Genomic DNA, 17697 nt, shown 5'->3' on the forward strand with positions numbered 1-17697 from the left:
AGTACAAAAAACAACCAGAATAAGACCATTTTCCATGCTGTTCATTTCTCAGAGAAAAATAGAAATCCAAAAAAAAGCGGCATGCTTTCGCATACCGCTTTTATCAATAATTTAACTGCTGATACTAGTTATTTTGATTTCTTAGAAACCGCCTTTGGACGAGGTTCATCCATCAAACCTTTTATCAAAGATACCGTTGCAACAAGCAAAACAATAGTAAATGGTAAACCAGTCGTCACCGCCATTGCTTGAGCAGCAGCTAGACCACCACCCAACATCAATGCAATCGCAACCAGACCTTCAAACGTACACCAGAACACGCGTTGTGGCGTTGGTGCATCGACCTTACCGCCCGCAGCAATAGTATCAATAACCAGTGATCCTGAGTCAGAAGAGGTAATGAAGAACACCACGACTAAGATAATGCCGACAAAAGATGTTATCTCAGCCAATGGCATAACATCTAACATGGCAAAAAGTTTTAAAGGCAGTTCTGCGTTAAACACCGCCTCGTAGCCATCATTAACGTATTGGCTAATTGCGTTACCGCCAAAAGCCGTCATCCATAACACACAAACTGAAGATGGGATAAGAATAACGCAAATAATAAACTCACGAACTGAACGACCGCGAGACACACGTGCGATGAACATACCCACAAATGGTGACCAAGAAATCCACCACGCCCAGTAAAACGCCGTCCAGCCTTGAGAGTAATTCACATCCTCTCGTCCAAATGGCATAGATAAGGCAGGGATATTAGCCACATAGGAAACGATGTTCTCGAAGAAACCAGTTAAAATCGCAATCGTCGGGCCAACAACAATAACAAATAGCAATAGCAGTGCTGCAAGACCCATATTGATTTCAGATAAGATTTTCACGCCCTTATCGAGTCCAGCCACAACAGAGATTAAAGCGAGCGCAGTAATACCAATAATCAATATAACCTGCGTCGTATTGGTCATTGGGACATCAAACAGGAAGTTCAAACCCGTTGCGGCTTGAGATGCACCGTAGCCTAGCGATGTTGCTAAACCAAAAACCGTCGCTACCACTGCAAGAATATCGATAATATGACCAGTCCAACCCCATACACGCTCACCAAACAAAGGGTAAAAAATTGAGCGCATGGTGAGTGGCAAACCTTTGTTAAATGAAAAGATAGCCAGCCCAAGAGCCAAGAGCGCGTATATTGACCACGGATGAAGTGCCCAGTGGTAAATCGTCGCAGCCATCCCTAATGCCGAAGCTGCAGTTGCATCGCCCTCTGCACCACCTAGCGGTGCCCAGTCAGTACGTACACCATTCTCAACGCTCACGCCACCAATCGCAGAACTAAAATGGGACATCGGTTCTGATACACCGAAGAACACGAGACCAATGCCCATACCTGCAGCAAATAGCATTGCCAACCATCCGGCATAGGAGTAATCCGGTGTTGCTTCAGTACCACCGATTCGCACACGGCCCAATGGTGTGAAGATCAATCCGACACAGACAATGACAAAAATATTACCTGAAGCGAGAAAAAACCAGTCTAAATTGTGTAACAAACCCGCTCGTAGGTCTGCAAAAAACGGCTCTACCTGTTCTCGGAATAATAGTGTTATCACAACAAACATGACGATTGCTAAGCCAGAAATTGCAAAAACACGGTTGTGAATATCAAGGCCAAATGGGCCTACCTTTAGCGCAACGTTATCCTGACCAATTTGATAGTCAGTATCTATTGCGTTTACTTTTCCATCGGGGCGTTGAATGCCACCGTTATTATCGGTGCTCACGGATAATCTCCTTAAAAATACGTGACCAAGTTTAAATTACTTTCGTCGGAGTTCGAGTAATGAAACGTCTTCATCACTACCAAGCACATGTTCATAAAACATTGTTCTTATAAGCGGTTACTCAATCCGCCATCATAATCTTAAAGCCCCCTATCTCTCATTGCATTTTATTGTTTTCACCATAAATAACGCCTATTGCCAAACCGAAGATATTGGCATGTTTCGATTAAAGTGATACTGCAGTTGTGCTTGAAACAGCTCCGCAGTTGCTAACGCATCCGTCAGGGCATGGTGAGGTTGATAAGCAGGGAGGCCATATCTTTCACGAGCGTGCCCTAATCGTACAGAACCGGGTTTCTTGCCTTTCAACTTATTGATAAAACCTCTGCATTCACGGCGTTGTATCGCATACTCAATATCTAACGTATCAACAACAGGAAACTGTATCCCCTCTCCTATGCTATTTAGCAAGGCGTTATTAAAGAACTGCCTTTCAATGTTCTTGTAGTGAACAAGTACCACTTTGCCTGACAACGCATCCAATATTTCACCCAAGATCTGAGACAGCTGCGGCGCGTTTTTAACCTCAGAGTCAGTGATACCGTGAATAATGACAGACTCGTGGTTTAACTCTCTGTTTGGGTTAACGACCCAATGAGCAGAGCCATTACATTGAACACGATCAATAGTAAACGGGACAAGTCCGATCGTGAGAATGACATCCTCTTCCGAGTTCAATCCTGTTGTCTCAAAGTCTACCGAGACAAATGGCACTTGTTCAATTGGTGTTTCCCCATTAACCATCGGTGTCGAATAATAGCGTTTGAGCCTCTCGTCTTTCGCTTCTTTAGCGAGTTGCTTGAACAACATTGACCACTCTGGCGTCTGGGATGTATCCAACAACGGATGTTCTTTTTCTGCCTTTTTTGAGAACCACATCATTTGCTACTTCTCTGGTATCGAAACTTAATGAAGTTCTGTGCGTTACATAGAATTTGAAATGCTGCTTTTAAGTTTCGACGTTCAAATTCAGACATGTTCTCCGGCTCAATATTGTTGTCTGGCTCTTCTCCATTTTCTATATCAAGGGCTTGGTGACGAATTCGAACCATGTAGATTAGCTCCATCGCATCCCTTAAATCCAAACCTCGACCTTTCGGTAAAATGCCAGCATCATTAATGTCATCTAAACGGTCGAAAGAGTTTTGCGATCGCGAACCGATTGCCAGAGAATGCACCCGTATTAAATCGGCCAACGGAGCCGTCCCCCTTCGCTTCAAGTTAATCGAGTTGCGATGACGACCATCTTTCTCCATCACAAAGTCTTTGAAAAAGCCCAGTGGAGGCGTCCTACGTATTGCGTTATACGCCATACAAGCAAGAAAGCGGTTATTTCTTTTCGCTCGTCTCACAATAAAGCTGCTTAATTGCTCCGCCCACTTCACTCGCCCATGCACACCGAGGAGATCAAAAAAGATATTACTATTTAACAATCTCTCAGGGGTTGGATTGTCTATCCAGTTTCCAAAGCATTCTTCCCATTCTGCACGAGTTTTTCGCCATTCTGGGTTGGTAGCCATAATGTCTCCAGTACAATAAGCATAGCCGCATGCCGCTAAACCATCACAAACAAATTTAGCAAACTTTTCAAAGTACTCTCCGTGAATCTCAACGTCATAACTGTTATCGAGAATAAGCGCGTTATCTTGATCCGTTACAATTAGCTGCTCATCCCTCGCCATTGAACCCATTGCGACTAAACAATAAGGAATGGGCGCTGGGCCGAACTCTTGCTCAGCTAATTCAGCGAGGCGTTGTTTGAAACTACTGCCTATAACCGACATGGCTCGACCAATCATGTGCGCGTTGGCATCTTCATTGACCATTCTTACGAAACAGTCTTTTACTTGTTCAGAAACCTGCTTGAGATCCTCGACACTGGTTTGCTGAAAAATAGAGCTCACTAGCAATAGGCTGTTCTGAGATTCGTAACGAACGATGTCCGTCATGCCAATAATTCCTATCGGCTTTTTATCTTTTAAAATTGGTAAATGATGCACGTTGTAACGCAACATGGTTAACATGGCCTCAAACACATAGGCGTTATAATCCAATGAAACCACGTCATAACTCATGACCTCACTCACTGGAATATTGGTATCAATACCCTGAGCTAGTACGCGAATGCAAAGATCGCGATCAGTCAATATTCCAAGCAGCTGTTCGTCATCTTCTTCTGTGAGCTCCTCTGTCGGGCGAATAATGAGCAGAGAGGTGACATTTTCCTCTGCCATTAGTATCGCAGCTTCCTGAATTGAAGCCGTTGCCTCCAGGGTTACTGGATCTCTTGCTAAGATTTTACGTGCCTTAGCGGTGGTAAAGTCATTGCTTTCGGAGCGGCTAGATATTGCGCTTCGCAAACGCGCGCTATCTTCCAGTTCCATGTAGTCCGCAAAGTTTTCAAACTCATCACAAAGTTCATTGAAGATGTTTTCCGGAATACAGTAAACGAGAGTGTCTTCTATCGCTTTGGCTGGCATCCGTACGCGGTTGTTCATCAACAACCCCATCTGACCAAACAGTCCACCAGCATCAATCCTGTTGTAAAGTTCACCTTTACGCCGATAAATCTCTACCGCCCCACTTCTCACCATATACAAGTCGCGGATCGTATCTCCGAAGTTAAGGATTTTTGTTCCTTGCCGAAAGTATGCAACCTCGGCATTGAGAGCAATTTTTCTAAGCTGCTCTTCAGGTAGGTCATCAAAAGGTGGGTACTGGCTAATGAAATTGAGCACTTCTAACTGTTCGGCTTCCATTTTTTATTCCATACGTTGCCTAAACTACAGCGATAAATATCACCCTGAGTGAAATCAAGCAATAAATAAATCTAAGGATAACAGTACCTAACCGATTTCACAGGACCAAGTCTTAATCAAAAATTAGAGCTCTAACCTTTTTATATGTAGAGTTCTAAGCTATCACAGCTTATATCTATGCAAGCGAGTTGAGTTGAAATGTACAAAAAAATTCAAAATAAATTCAACCCTACGTCAGGGCAACGTTATGGCGGATAAAAACACATCACAAGCAATTGTTTTAAATATAAAAAACAAGAATTGAACATACCTTGCTCAACGAACTCTCTATGCACGGCAGAACTAGTTAACCAACCCCCTTTCGTTGAAAGTTGAACTAAAATTAATTAGAGTACAAATCGTTAAACAGTTATAAACACACGAAAAAGGACAGATAACATGGATCCCATACTGGAAGTTAAGGGACTGTATAAAGTGTTTGGAGAAGACCCAGAGAGAGCCTTCTCGCTTATCGACAAAGGCGTCGATAAAGACGGTATTTTTGAACAGACAGGTTTAACAGTCGGCGTAAACGATGTATCTCTCACCATAAATGAAGGGGAAATTTTCGTAATCATGGGCCTTTCTGGCTCCGGGAAATCCACCCTTGTTCGACTTCTTAACCGGCTCATTGAGCCGACTAAAGGTAGTGTTTATCTCAAAGGAAGAGATATCGCCCACATCTCCGAAAATGAACTTCGAGAAGTTCGTCGTAACAATATCTCAATGGTGTTTCAAAGTTTCGCACTCATGCCACACATGACGGTGATTGAAAATGCCGCCTTTGGTTTAGAACTTGCCGGCATCGACGTTAATGAGCGTCAGAAAAGTGCCCTTTCCGCCTTAGAAAGAGTGGGTTTAGACCCTTATGCAGAATCTTTCCCTGACGAATTATCCGGTGGTATGAAACAGCGCGTTGGTTTAGCGAGAGCGTTAGCTTGTGATCCAGACATCCTATTAATGGACGAGGCGTTTTCCGCTTTAGACCCATTGATCCGTTCTGAGATGCAAGATGAGCTTATTCGTCTACAGAACGATGACAAACGCACAATTGTCTTCATTTCTCATGATTTGGATGAAGCAATGCGCATTGGCGACCGTATCGCCATCATGCAAAACGGTGAGGTTGTTCAGGTTGGTACACCTGATGAAATATTACACAGTCCAGCAAATGATTATGTCGAAGCCTTTTTCCGCGGCGTAAACATCGCAAGTGTCTTGACAGCAAAAGATATCGCGCGCAAGAAGCCAGCGGCTGTTTTTAAGAAATCGGAAAATGACGGTCCAGGCTCTGCGATGCAGATTCTGATGGATCACGACCGTGATTACGGTATTGTCGTCGATAAATCTAGCCGATATTCCGGCATCGTATCTCTTGATTCACTACGTTTGGCTCATAAAGAAAACCGTTCGTTAGCCAGTGCTCAATTACCGGATGAAGTTACTCTTCAGCCTGATCAGTCAATTAATGACATTTTGGGTCTGGTTGCTGGTGTTCCTTATGCCGTGCCTGTCGTAGATGAGCAAGGAACTTACTTTGGTGTCGTGACTAAATCACGTCTTCTACAAACACTAGATAAGGATTAACACGATGTCTTCAGAGCAAACTAACAATGATCCCTGGTCAAATACTGCTCCTGCGCAAGATGATCCTTGGTCGCAAGGTACAGAGGCCGCGCCAAGTAATGATTGGCTCAACTCAGAAACTGTAGAGCAAGCACCATTCGATATTATGAACCCATTCCAAGATGCGGTTTTACCCCTCGATAGCTGGGTAGAGTCCGGTTTGAACTGGCTGGTGGAACATGGTCGACCTGTTTTCCAAGCAATACGAGTTCCAATCGACTTTATTCTAACGTCGTTTGAAACTGCTTTGGTGTCTACACCTGCGCCTATAATGGTACTCATTTTATTTTTGCTAGCGTGGCAGTTTTCCAATGTAAAACTTGGTTTTTCTACTCTTGTATCCCTTGTTTTCATCGGCCTAATTGGTGCGTGGTCACAAGCGATGACAACGCTAGCACTGGTGTTAACCGCCGTTTTCTTCTGTTTGCTTATAGGGCTACCAATGGGGATATGGTTGGCAAGGAGCCAAACCGCTGCCAAATTTGTTAGGCCAATATTAGATGCAATGCAAACGACTCCCGCGTTCGTTTACCTTGTGCCAATTGTTATGTTGTTTGGTATTGGTAACGTTCCTGGCGTAGTAGTAACGATCATTTTCGCCCTGCCTCCCGTTGTGCGCCTGACTATTTTGGGTATTCAGCAAGTACCTGAAGAGCTTATCGAAGCTGGCCACTCTTTCGGGGCAAACAAAAAACAGATGCTTTATCGCATCCAGTTACCGTTGGCGTTACCAACCATCATGGCAGGTGTAAACCAAACCTTAATGCTGTCACTTTCTATGGTAGTGATTGCTTCAATGATTGCTGTTGGCGGCTTAGGCCAAATGGTACTTCGTGGTATTGGCCGACTTGATATGGGTCTTGCTGCCGTTGGTGGCTTAGGCATCGTTATTCTTGCGATTTTGTTAGACCGTATCACCCAGGTGTTAGGGGTTAATGCGGGCAACACTAAACTTCGCTGGTATCACACAGGTCCTGTTTCATACCTATTAAAACTGAAAACAAAGACGAACCAAGACGATCTAAAACTTAGGAGAAACATCAATGAATAATTCATGGAAGAAAGCGCTCTCTGTTGGAGCTCTAAGTACTATCGCATTTTCAACTTATGGTGTGGCAAGTGAACTACCGGGTGAAGGTGTCACTGTTCAGCCTGTTCAATCAACCGTTGCAGAAGAAACATTTCAAACGTTGATCGTAAACCGCGCACTTGAAGAGCTTGGTTACGATGTTAAACCGACCAAAGAAGTGGACTACAACGTAGGCTACACCTCTATTGCTAAAGGTGATGCTACTTTCTTAGCGGTTGGTTGGTTCCCTCTTCACGCCGATAAGTACACGATGTCTGGCGGTGATGATAAGTTCTTCCGTAAAGGCCAATACGTAAGTGGTGCTGCGCAAGGTTATTTGATCGATAAGAAAACCGCGGAAAAATATAACATCACGAACATTGGTCAGTTAAAAGATCCAAAATTGGCGAAGCTATTCGATGCAAACGGCGATGGCAAAGCGGACTTAACTGGCTGCAACCCAGGTTGGGGTTGTGAAATGGTTGTTGAACATCAGTTGGATGCTTTCAAACTTCGTGACACAGTAACACACAACCAAGGTAACTACGCGGCGATTATCGCTGATACAATCTCACGTTACAAAAAAGGCGATCCGATTCTTTACTACACTTGGACACCGTACTGGGTAAGTGGCGTTTTAGTTCCAGGGAAAGATGTTGTGTGGTTAGAAGTGCCATTCTCTTCACTTCCTGGTGAGCGTAAGGACATTGATACGACACTAGAGAACGGTAAGAACTACGGCTTCGAGATGAACTCTATGCGCATCGTTGCTAATAAAGAGTTTACAGAAAACAACCCTGCTGCTGCAAAGCTGTTTGAAATCATCAAACTAAATATCAATGATGTTAGTGCTCAGAATATGATGATGAGCCAAGGTAAGAACAGCTCAGCGGACATCGAGTCTCATGTAAATGGCTGGATCAAAGCGAACCAGAAAAAGTTCGACGCATGGGTCGAAGAAGCGAAGAAAGCCGCAATGTAATCATGCCTTTATCAACCTCTAGAGCCAGTTGGTGTTATCAACTGGCTCTTTTTTTTTACACAAACGCCCCTCCCCCTTACATAGACATACCAACACTTACACTACTCGACCATAAACCCACATTATAATTCACGTTTATTTCACGCTTGCTTTGCTAAAAACAACACAACATAACAATTAAACTATTCGAATAAATATGAAAAACTTATCAAAGAGCTCTGTGTGGGGGCCTTTGCAGCCAATTGCTGCCTTTTCTTTGTTTTCGCTTCTATTTCTGTCTATCTCAAGAGTTTTGCTAGCCTTTTGGAAGATTGACCGTATTGACTCTCTAAACGACTTAATTTACATCCTAGGTCAAGGTTTGCGCGTAGATATTGCAACGCTTTGCTGGTTATTTATTCTTCCAGCACTGGTTTCAACCTTCATGCCATTAACCGGTAAGATGGGAGAGTGTTGGAAGCGAATATTACGCATATGGATGGTTTTAGGGCTTTGGGTGCTTGTATACATGGAGCTAGCAACAGCGCCATTCATTCAGGAATACGACCTACGTCCAAACCGCCTGTTTGTGGAATATTTAATCTACCCAAAAGAAGTCTTGAGTATGCTCTGGATTGGCTACAAATTAGAACTGTTTATTGGTGCGTTAGGTACAGTTTTAACCATCACTTTAGGTTGGAAGTGGAGTAAGAAACTGACCGATAAGGCGCAGCAGGTCAACTGGAAATGGCGACCACTATTGGCACTTTTCGTTGTTCTTTTTGGGGTTGCAGGTGCTCGCTCATCTTTAGGGCACCGCCCGCTAAATCCTGCTATGGTCGCCTTTTCTAACGATCCACTGCTTAACGACTTAGCACTGAACTCATCTTACTCATTGTTGTTTGCGGTTAATAGCATGAAGTCAGAAAAGAGTGCGGAGCAGTTCTACGGAAAAATGGACACTCAAAAGATGTTGGAATTAGTTCGCACTTCATCAACAAAATCCGACTTCAACCCTTCATTACTCCCAACCATGAACAGTAACCCCGCGACTTACCAAGGTAAACATAAAAACTTAGTGATTTTGCTACAAGAAAGCTTAGGCGCCCAATTTGTCGGTGCTTTGGGTGGTTTGCCTCTAACACCAAACCTTGATGAACTCATGAAGGAAGGTTGGCAGTTCACACAAATGTACGCCACTGGTACTCGTTCTGTTCGTGGAATTGAAGCTGTAACCACGGGCTTTCCTCCATCTCCGTCTCGCGCGGTAGTGAAGCTGAGTAAAAGCCAAACGGGTTTCTTTACCATCGCGGACTTACTGAAAGCTCAAGGCTATCACACGCAATTTATTTACGGCGGTGAAGCCAACTTTGACAACATGAAAACTTTCTTCTTTGGTAACGGTTTTGATCAAATAGTAGAAGAAGACGATTATAACAACCCAAGCTTTGTTGGCTCTTGGGGTGTTAGTGATGAAGATCTATATAACAAAGCAAACGAAGAGTTTGAACGCCTTTCAAAAAGCGACAAACCTTTTTTTAGCTTAGTTTTTACGTCAAGTAATCATAGCCCTTATGAGTATCCAAAAGGCAAAATTGAGCCATACGATTCAGAACATATGACGCGTAACAACGCCGTAAAATATTCCGATTACGCTTTGGGCACTTTCTTTGAAAAGGCGAAAAAGTCATCTTATTGGGATGATACCATTTTCATTGTAATTGCAGATCATGATGCACGTGTTTCTGGCGCTAACCTTGTTCCGGTTAAGCACTTTCACATTCCAGCATTGATCCTTGGTAAAGGCATTCAACCACGTAAAGATGACCGCATAGCAAACAACATCGACATGCCGCCTACACTGTTATCTCTAATTGGGGTAGATGCTAAAACACCGATGATTGGTCGTGATTTAACGAAGCCACTAGCTCGCGAAGATGAGCGCGCAATGATGCAATACGACAAAAACTTTGGTTATTTAACGCGCGACAATCTCGTTGTGCTTTCACCTGGTGAAAAGGTATCGACCCTGGCGTACGACTTTAACGGCCAAACCATGGAGCCGCTAGAGGTGGACGAGTCTATTGTCGAGCGTGCAAAAGCAAACGCATTATTTGCATCTAAAGCTTATCAAAACAACTGGTATTCTTCCAAACACACTCATTAATACCAATGATTCCGCTGATAAAAAGGAGCTAAACGGCTCCTTTTTCTTATTCTTTCACTTACCTTCGAGAATGTGCTACTGACAACTCCTGTCGTTCCTTTCCGTTAGATTGCCCCTACTATTTCTAATTGATTAAGGAACAAACCATGCTGACTATCAATTCATTCGTTCTCTACGTTGAGGACATCCACATAAGCCAAGTTTTTTATTCGAAACTGTTCGAACGCAAAGTCACGCAGTTGTCTCCAACCTTCGCCGCTATTCCACTGACCGAAGGCTTAACGTTGACACTCAAGCAAAGAGATAATCTTTCACCCTACAGCGGCATTCGAGGTGGTGGTACCGAGTTGTCTTTATCAGTGCCCAATAGTCATATGCTAGAGCGCATTTACAAGCGCTGGAAAGACCTAGGTGTTGAGTTTGTTCAACCACCAGCGACATCAGTGTATGGGTTAAATTTTATGGCTATCGATCCAGATAAGCATCGCATTCGTGTTTTCATAAATGAATAAAAATGCGTTAAAAATGCTTTTTACCCATTCCCAATGTGACTTCAATAAATTAGACTCAAGGAAACATCAAAAGCGGCGTAGTAATAAGAAGGAATGCCCATGAGCTCAAGTATGATCCTTAGCGAATCCCTAATCGAGAGCGGAAGAGATATCCCCCTCAAAGAACTGCTTTATGCAAAGCGCGTGCTGGATAACTACATGGCAGTAGCCAAAGAAAGTAGCCCGCTTGAGCTATTAACTGAGATGAAATCGGCAGCAAAGCAAGTAGAATACTTTACAACGACGAGTAACCCGTGTGAGGCTCGTAATGTCATCAGTCAGATGATTGATAAAATCGACACCGCGGAATCTTTTGCTTCGTTCAAAGCATTAGCAGGTAAGCCATCTCAAGCACTCAATGAACTAATTGAAGATCGAGCTCAGCTGATTAAACACGAACGAGAACTCCTGCTCGCCTCAGGCTATGACGCCTCACGAATCTAATATACGCGATAGGCTAAAAGTCATAGCTAACAACGAAAAAGGAGCTCTTAAAGAGCTCCTTTTGCTTTTCAAAAATCGGATACAAAAGACTTAAAGGCCGATATCTTCCGTTATTGCTTTGATTTGTTTGAGGTCCATTTTATAGACTTCAATCATTTGATCGACCTGACTTAGTCGTGAATTAGCTTCATCATGTTTATCACACGCGTCCGACTTCACGTCCCAAGATTTGCCTTCTAAAAATACGTCACACTCTTTCTTGAGTTTCTCAATCTTAGGTAATAATTTTGACCGTTCTTTCTCGAGAGACTCTAATTCTTGCGAAATTTTTAGCTCTTTCTGGAATACTTCGCGGGACCGCTCAAACATAGTCGCTTGCATATCCGCTTGACGACTCAACTTCTCATTTTCTGACTTCGTCGTGTTGATCTTATCTGCCTGCTGCTTCAATTGAGACTCTAGTGACAAGTTGACCTTCTCGACCTCAGTCAATTGCTTTTGCAACTTCTTAAGTGCTTTCTGATGAGCTTCATCTTTCGCGGCGAGTAACTCACTAACTTGGTTTTGTATTTCTTGGTCGAGCGCCTCTTCCCGCACTTTTACTTGAGATGCCAACTGGGTTCTATCTTGCGTTAGTGCTTGATACTTTTCTTCTAATACGTGGTAAGTCGATTCCCACTTGTTCGCAGTGACAACCGATCCAACAAGGCCACCAAATGCCAAGCCTAACACCGCAGCGATTGCGATATAGATATGCGTACGTTTGTCACGCTCTTCAATGACAACTACGTCGTCTTGCTCTTCCATTTTGTTCTGAGAACTCACCGTATACTACTCCAAGGACTCTTTTACTTTGCTAGCGGATCAATTCCGCAAACATAATTGATGCTGTATAAATCAGAAATGCGCCAATTAATGTTATAACGGTCGCTTTTTGGACTTTTTCATTGGTTCGATAACGAAACAGCACAAATGCTACTGCAATCAACACCGCAATGGCTAATAATCTGGTCATACCGCCTCCTTGTCCACTCATGAAAAACTGCCTAGGTCCGTAGACTGTTTCACAAAGATTCATTGTAACCCATTTATACGTACCATAAGGTCAACTTAGCGTAGATTTTAAAATAAGTGCTCCGATTTTAATCAATTTTGTGTTCTTAATTGAATAACTTATGTCGTAACGATCGAAACACATTTATCGTTCTGAAGTGTTTTTGGGTTCCATTCCCTAACCCAATAAATTTTATTTATGCCGTGACTCGCACAAAAAGATTGGCAAACATACCTTCATGAAAATAGATGAGGTTATTTCATTGAAAATAAATTGACATAGGGTGTTGAAATGGACCAAAAACATGATAGAGTTCACACGTTAATGATGACCAGCATCATTAACTAACCTTTACTCATTTAATTGAGTAATTGTTCCGATGAAGACTGCAGGAGAGTGGTTATTAATCAAATTTTAACATTTGATTAGCATAACTCGCCGAAGAATTAACTATTTCAGGTGCTACCTAGGTAGCGGAGACTGTAGTTGGAGGAACCTCTGGAGAGAACCGTTAAATCGGTCGCCGAAGGAGCAAGTCTTGCACTCACGCAAGGTGAAACTCTCAGGCAAAAGGACAGAGGAGTGGAAAGTTACAACCTAACTATTTTGGCTTGGCCTTCCCGCCTACAACCAATAGCTTAGTTCTTTTAGAGATCGTTGATCTCGTCCTTTCCCTCTTCTCCTTATTAGTTGTTTTATTAAGGGGAAATCATGAACAACCTACAATCTTTACTACAAACCATCGATAATTTTGTCTGGGGTCCACCGCTGCTTATTTTGCTAGTAGGTACAGGTGTTTACTTCACTTTTAGCCTTGGCTTGATCCAGTTTAAACACCTCCCAACAGCGCTAGCGATGGTATTCAGTAAAGATAAGTCATCTAATACTCAAGGTGACGTTTCTAGCTTTGCAGCTCTTTGTACTGCGCTCTCAGCAACAATTGGTACTGGTAACATTGTTGGTGTTGCCACAGCAATCAAACTCGGTGGACCAGGCGCTCTATTCTGGATGTGGCTCGCTGCCCTTTTCGGAATGGCGACTAAATACGCCGAATGTTTGTTGGCGGTTAAGTACCGAAGAGTCGATGATAAAGGCCAAATGATTGGTGGCCCAATGTATTACTTGCAATACGGTGTTGGCTCAAAAGCTCTCGCGATCATGTTTGCAGTGTTTGCTTTGGGTGTTGCTTGTTTTGGTATCGGTACGTTTCCACAAGTAAACGCGATTCTGGATGCAAGTGAGATATCTCTTGGTGTTAACCGTGAGCTATCTGCCTTTGTACTAACTCTTTTGGTTGCTTTCGTAACTTTGGGTGGCATCAAATCCATTGCTAACGTTGCAGGAAAAGTGGTTCCTACCATGGCTGTATTTTATGTGTTGGCGTGTTTAAGCGTGATCATCATGAATGCAGACCAATTGTTCAATGCCGTTGAATTAGTGCTGGTTTCAGCCTTTACATCAACAGCAGCGACTGGTGGTTTTTTAGGTGCAAGCATCATGCTGGCAATCCAATCAGGTATCGCTCGCGGTGTGTTCTCAAATGAATCAGGTTTGGGTAGCGCGCCTATGGCAGCAGCAGCAGCGAAGACAGACTCTTGTGTTAAACAAGGCCTAATTTCAATGACGGGTACCTTTTTCGATACCATCATTATTTGTACCATGACAGGCCTTGCTTTAATCCTGACCGGTGCATGGCAAAGTGACCTAGCAGGCGCCGCGATGACGACTCATGCTTTTGCGGTGGGTTTAAATGCAGATACATTTGGCCCTATGCTCGTCTCAATCGGTTTGATGTTCTTCGCTTTTACCACCATTCTTGGTTGGAACTACTACGGTGAGCGTTGCGTTGTGTTCCTGTTCGGAACTAAAGCTGTGCTTCCATACAAACTGATTTTCGTTGGCTTGGTGGCATCTGGTGCATTCCTTCACCTCGATATGATTTGGCTACTGGCTGATATCGTAAACGGTCTGATGGCAATTCCTAACCTGATTGGTTTGATCGCACTGCGTCACGTCGTACTGGCAGAAACCAAACTGTTCTTTAGCTCAACATCGCAATCAGGTGAAGTTGAAGCAGTGAAAGCTTAGTGAAACGACAGCTGTTCGGTCACAAACTACCAGTAACGGAGAGCAAAGCACATTAGAAATGGTAAAAACATAAAGCCCGCTATTATTTAGCGGGCTTTATTTATCTTCGGTTAAATGGTTAATCTCTCAACCATTGATGCTCAACGTTTTCTCCACGTTCTTCAAAAAACTTCGCATTTTTTTGCTTGAATTGATCCGCTTTCAACTCTGATAGCGGCCAGTCTAAAAATGCTTCTGTTACAAACGAGTCGCCGACACCAACCTCAATCGATTCCAGATGTTTCCCGATGTAGCGATAAAAGTAGCCTTGCCCAAACGCATCGCACACCATAGGTACATGCCTGACACGTTGATGATTGACAGAGACCGAAGCCCAAGTCGTCGTTTTAGGTTCACAGGTTTGCTCTTTTACAACGTCGACCTCAAATTTATTGTCCATAGTTGTCGAAACAAAAACGACAATAGCGTCATGCAAATACACACGCCTGAGCAATAACTGTTTAGTGTCTTGAGTTCGCGTTTGTTGTATTCCATTAGCAAAAGGCTCGAAGTAGCCCCAGTGCCAAGACCAGATCATGCCGCGTTGCGCAAACTGTACTTGTGGCCACGTATGCCAAGCAACAGCGGCACCTATCCCCACAATAAATACAGCGAGTAGTATCAACAATCGATAAATATTACGCATTAAACGGGTTTTTCAATTAATAACTTCACACCAAGTGCGACTAATACTGCGCCCGTCGCGCCTTCCATCCACTTCATAAAGCTTGCATTCTTTAGTAGATTTTTAGCCGAGTTAAGCGCGCCAGCTAAACCACACTGCCAAACCATCGCAATAGCAAAGTGTACAGATGCCATCATCATTGATTGAAGCAAGGGTGAACCTTCTGGATTCACAAACTGTGGCAAGAAAGCCAAATAGAAGACCGCCGTTTTCGGGTTCAAGACGTTAGAAAGAAAGCCCTCTCTAAAAGAGCGCTTACCATTAAACACTTCGTGAATCTGCTCGGTCACGGTCAATCCATCTTTCGACGACATTAGCGCTTTTAAACTGCTCAAACCAAGCCAGATAAGATAAGCTGCGCCAATCATTTTTACGATTTGGAACAACTCTGCTGATTGCGCAAGAATCGCCGAGATACCAACCGCAGAAAAAAAAGCATGTACGAATAAACCAAAGCAAATCCCTAGACTGGTTGTACATCCATCTTTTAGGCCCGAGCGGCTAGTGTTACGGATAACAAGTGCAGTATCTAAACCTGGCGTTAACGTTAAAATCGTAATGGCAATAATAAATGCCTCGAAATTCAAAATATCCATATTATCGTGATAATTAATTGTTAATCCTTCATCAATACCGCCAATCCACAAGATTCGCAAGCTTCTTTTTTAAGAGAGCTATACAACTGGGTGAGTTTATGGACAATGGGTTGGAGTTAATTGTTAATTATTAGTAAATTAACGCAGGTTGCTTAGTGCAACACCATATGAAGGACCCGTTATCGGGTGTTTAGGGAAAGAACAAAAGAATAAGAGTAGTCACATGAACGCATTTACAAAACTCGTTGAACATTCCAAAAAAGTGGCAAATTTTGAGCATCTATCAGCCATCATAGATTGGGATCAAGCGGCGGTCATGCCACCTGGTGGCGCTGAAGCACGCTCGAATGCCACGGCAGAGCTCGATGTACATATCCATTCTTTAATGACTCAACCGCACTTGGGAGAGCTTTTCGCTCAGGCAGAAGAAGAGACGCTGTCTACAAAAGAAAAATCTATCCTAAGAGAAATGAAGCGTGGGTGGCAGCAAGCTAACTTACTACCAGAATCATTAGTTCAAGCTCAATCTCTTGCTGGCTCCAAATGTGAACATGCATGGCGTACGCAACGTGGAGAAAATGACTGGGCTGGTTTTGAAAAGAACTGGGCTGAAGTCGTAAAGCTATCGCAGGAAGAAGCGCAAATTAGAGCCGAAGCAAATGGCACGACTCCTTATGATGCCATGCTCGATGTTTATGAACCTGGCACAACGTCTGCGTCGTTAGACATTCTTTTTGCTGACGTGAAAACCTGGCTTCCTACTTTGATCGATGAAGCGCTTGAAAAACAACAATCAGACAACATCTTATTGCCAACTGCACACTACCCTGCGGAAAAGCAAAAAGCGCTCGGTTTGGAAGTCATGAAGCTACTTCAATTCGATTTTGAACACGGTCGACTTGATGAGAGTACCCACCCATTTTGTGGCGGTGTACCGACAGATGTGCGTATTACGACACGTTATAATGAAAACGAGTTTGTCCAATCATTGATGGGGATTGTCCACGAAACTGGCCATGCTCGATACGAGCAAGGGCTACCAAAAGATTTATCAGGAACACCCGCGGGAGAAGCTCGCTCTATGGGTATTCATGAATCACAATCACTCTTCTTTGAAATGCAAATAGGACGAAGCAGCGCGTTTATCGATCACCTCGCTCGACTGGCTTCTAACCATTTTTCTGGTAGTGAATTCGAAAAAGACAATTTAGCCAAAATTTACACTCGCGTAGAAAAAGGCTTTATTCGCGTAGATGCTGACGAACTAACATATCCTGCTCACGTTATCCTTCGATATGAAATTGAGCGAGATCTCATGAACGGCGTCATCAAACATACAGATGTACCAGAACTCTGGAACGAAAAGATGAAAGCGTACTTGGGGCTATCAACCGAAGGAAACTTCAAAAATGGCTGTATGCAAGATATCCATTGGACAGAGCGCAAATGTACAGTGCATAACTACAAAAATGGGTGCTTACAAGACATTCACTGGACTCAAGGTGCATTTGGATACTTCCCGAGTTATACACTAGGCGCAATGTACGCAGCTCAGTTTATGGCTTCGATGAAGAAGACAGTTGATGTGGACGGAGCTATAAGTTCTGGCAATCTATCTCCGATTTTCAACTGGTTATCGACCAACATTTGGAGTAAAGGCAGCTTACTGACCACTGACGACCTAGTTAAACAAGCTACTGGTGAGACATTGAATGCCAGCTACTTCAAAGAGCACTTACGAAGTCGTTATCTTTAATTCATATCAATATAAA

15 protein-coding genes and 1 riboswitch are annotated in these 17697 nt (G+C 43.3%); of the genes, 8 read left to right on the forward strand and 7 right to left on the reverse strand.

Annotated elements, in window-relative coordinates; all coding sequences use genetic code 11:
- Positions 1-128 precede the first annotated feature (128 nt).
- The 3 genes from R8N49_RS06295 to R8N49_RS06305 form a co-directional block, all read right to left on the reverse strand.
- Positions 129-1787: a BCCT family transporter gene (locus R8N49_RS06295; protein ID WP_005377772.1), complete on the reverse strand. Its 1659-nt coding sequence runs from the start codon at positions 1785-1787 to the stop codon at positions 129-131.
- A 192-nt stretch (positions 1788-1979) separates the two neighbouring features.
- Entirely contained in the window at positions 1980-2729 is a 750-nt protein-coding gene (locus R8N49_RS06300) for a 3'-5' exonuclease (protein ID WP_025766719.1), read from the reverse strand.
- Positions 2726-4606 carry a DUF294 nucleotidyltransferase-like domain-containing protein gene (locus R8N49_RS06305; RefSeq protein ID WP_318189882.1) on the reverse strand — a complete coding sequence of 627 codons (1881 nt, stop codon included), beginning with the start codon at positions 4604-4606 and terminating at the stop codon, positions 2726-2728. Before R8N49_RS06305 ends, R8N49_RS06300 begins: the two co-directional genes overlap by 4 nt.
- 438 nt (positions 4607-5044) lie before the next feature.
- On the opposite strand from R8N49_RS06305, the gene proV reads away from it, so the two are divergent.
- From proV to R8N49_RS06335, 6 genes are all read left to right on the forward strand, one after another.
- Positions 5045-6232, forward strand: coding sequence for a glycine betaine/L-proline ABC transporter ATP-binding protein ProV (gene proV / locus R8N49_RS06310; RefSeq protein ID WP_017633996.1), 1188 nt, complete (start codon positions 5045-5047; stop codon positions 6230-6232).
- A gap of 4 nt (positions 6233-6236) precedes the next feature.
- Positions 6237-7322: a glycine betaine/L-proline ABC transporter permease ProW gene (gene proW, locus R8N49_RS06315; RefSeq protein WP_005377778.1), complete on the forward strand. Its 1086-nt coding sequence runs from the start codon at positions 6237-6239 to the stop codon at positions 7320-7322.
- Positions 7315-8322, forward strand: coding sequence for a glycine betaine/L-proline ABC transporter substrate-binding protein ProX (gene proX, locus R8N49_RS06320; RefSeq protein ID WP_005385703.1), 1008 nt, complete (start codon positions 7315-7317; stop codon positions 8320-8322). Before proW ends, proX begins: the two co-directional genes overlap by 8 nt.
- Positions 8323-8518: 196 nt before the next feature.
- Positions 8519-10468 carry an LTA synthase family protein gene (locus tag R8N49_RS06325; RefSeq protein ID WP_186584302.1) on the forward strand — a complete coding sequence of 650 codons (1950 nt, stop codon included), beginning with the start codon at positions 8519-8521 and terminating at the stop codon, positions 10466-10468.
- A gap of 146 nt (positions 10469-10614) precedes the next feature.
- Entirely contained in the window at positions 10615-10980 is a 366-nt protein-coding gene (locus R8N49_RS06330) for a VOC family protein (RefSeq protein ID WP_005377781.1), read from the forward strand.
- Between the two features lie 99 nt (positions 10981-11079).
- Positions 11080-11463, forward strand: a complete 384-nt coding sequence (locus tag R8N49_RS06335) for a hypothetical protein (protein ID WP_005377782.1) — start codon at positions 11080-11082, stop codon at positions 11461-11463.
- A gap of 90 nt (positions 11464-11553) precedes the next feature.
- Here the strand turns inward: R8N49_RS06335 and R8N49_RS06340 are convergent, their stop codons facing one another.
- Positions 11554-12288: a chromosome partitioning protein ParA gene (locus R8N49_RS06340; RefSeq protein ID WP_054865581.1), complete on the reverse strand. Its 735-nt coding sequence runs from the start codon at positions 12286-12288 to the stop codon at positions 11554-11556.
- A 31-nt stretch (positions 12289-12319) separates the two neighbouring features.
- Positions 12320-12478, reverse strand: a complete 159-nt coding sequence (locus R8N49_RS06345) for a hypothetical protein (RefSeq protein ID WP_005377784.1) — start codon at positions 12476-12478, stop codon at positions 12320-12322.
- A 527-nt stretch (positions 12479-13005) separates the two neighbouring features.
- Positions 13006-13105: riboswitch (glycine riboswitch) on the forward strand.
- 123 nt (positions 13106-13228) lie between these two features.
- On the opposite strand from R8N49_RS06345, the gene R8N49_RS06350 reads away from it, so the two are divergent.
- Positions 13229-14605 (forward strand): alanine/glycine:cation symporter family protein, encoded by a 1377-nt coding sequence (locus R8N49_RS06350; protein WP_005377785.1) that lies wholly within the window; start codon positions 13229-13231, stop codon positions 14603-14605.
- 118 nt (positions 14606-14723) lie between these two features.
- Here R8N49_RS06350 and R8N49_RS06355 read toward each other — a convergent pair whose 3' ends face one another.
- Positions 14724-15290: a hypothetical protein gene (locus R8N49_RS06355; protein ID WP_005385713.1), complete on the reverse strand. Its 567-nt coding sequence runs from the start codon at positions 15288-15290 to the stop codon at positions 14724-14726.
- On the reverse strand, positions 15290-15925 hold the full coding sequence (locus R8N49_RS06360; RefSeq protein ID WP_017820932.1) for a LysE family translocator: 636 nt from the start codon (positions 15923-15925) through the stop codon (positions 15290-15292). Before R8N49_RS06360 ends, R8N49_RS06355 begins: the two co-directional genes overlap by 1 nt.
- A gap of 223 nt (positions 15926-16148) precedes the next feature.
- Here R8N49_RS06360 and R8N49_RS06365 point away from each other — a divergent pair, with 223 nt between their 5' ends.
- Positions 16149-17681 carry a carboxypeptidase M32 gene (locus R8N49_RS06365; RefSeq protein WP_318189883.1) on the forward strand — a complete coding sequence of 511 codons (1533 nt, stop codon included), beginning with the start codon at positions 16149-16151 and terminating at the stop codon, positions 17679-17681.
- Positions 17682-17697: the final 16 nt, after the last annotated feature.

Source organism: Vibrio sp. 1978, from assembly GCF_033344345.1.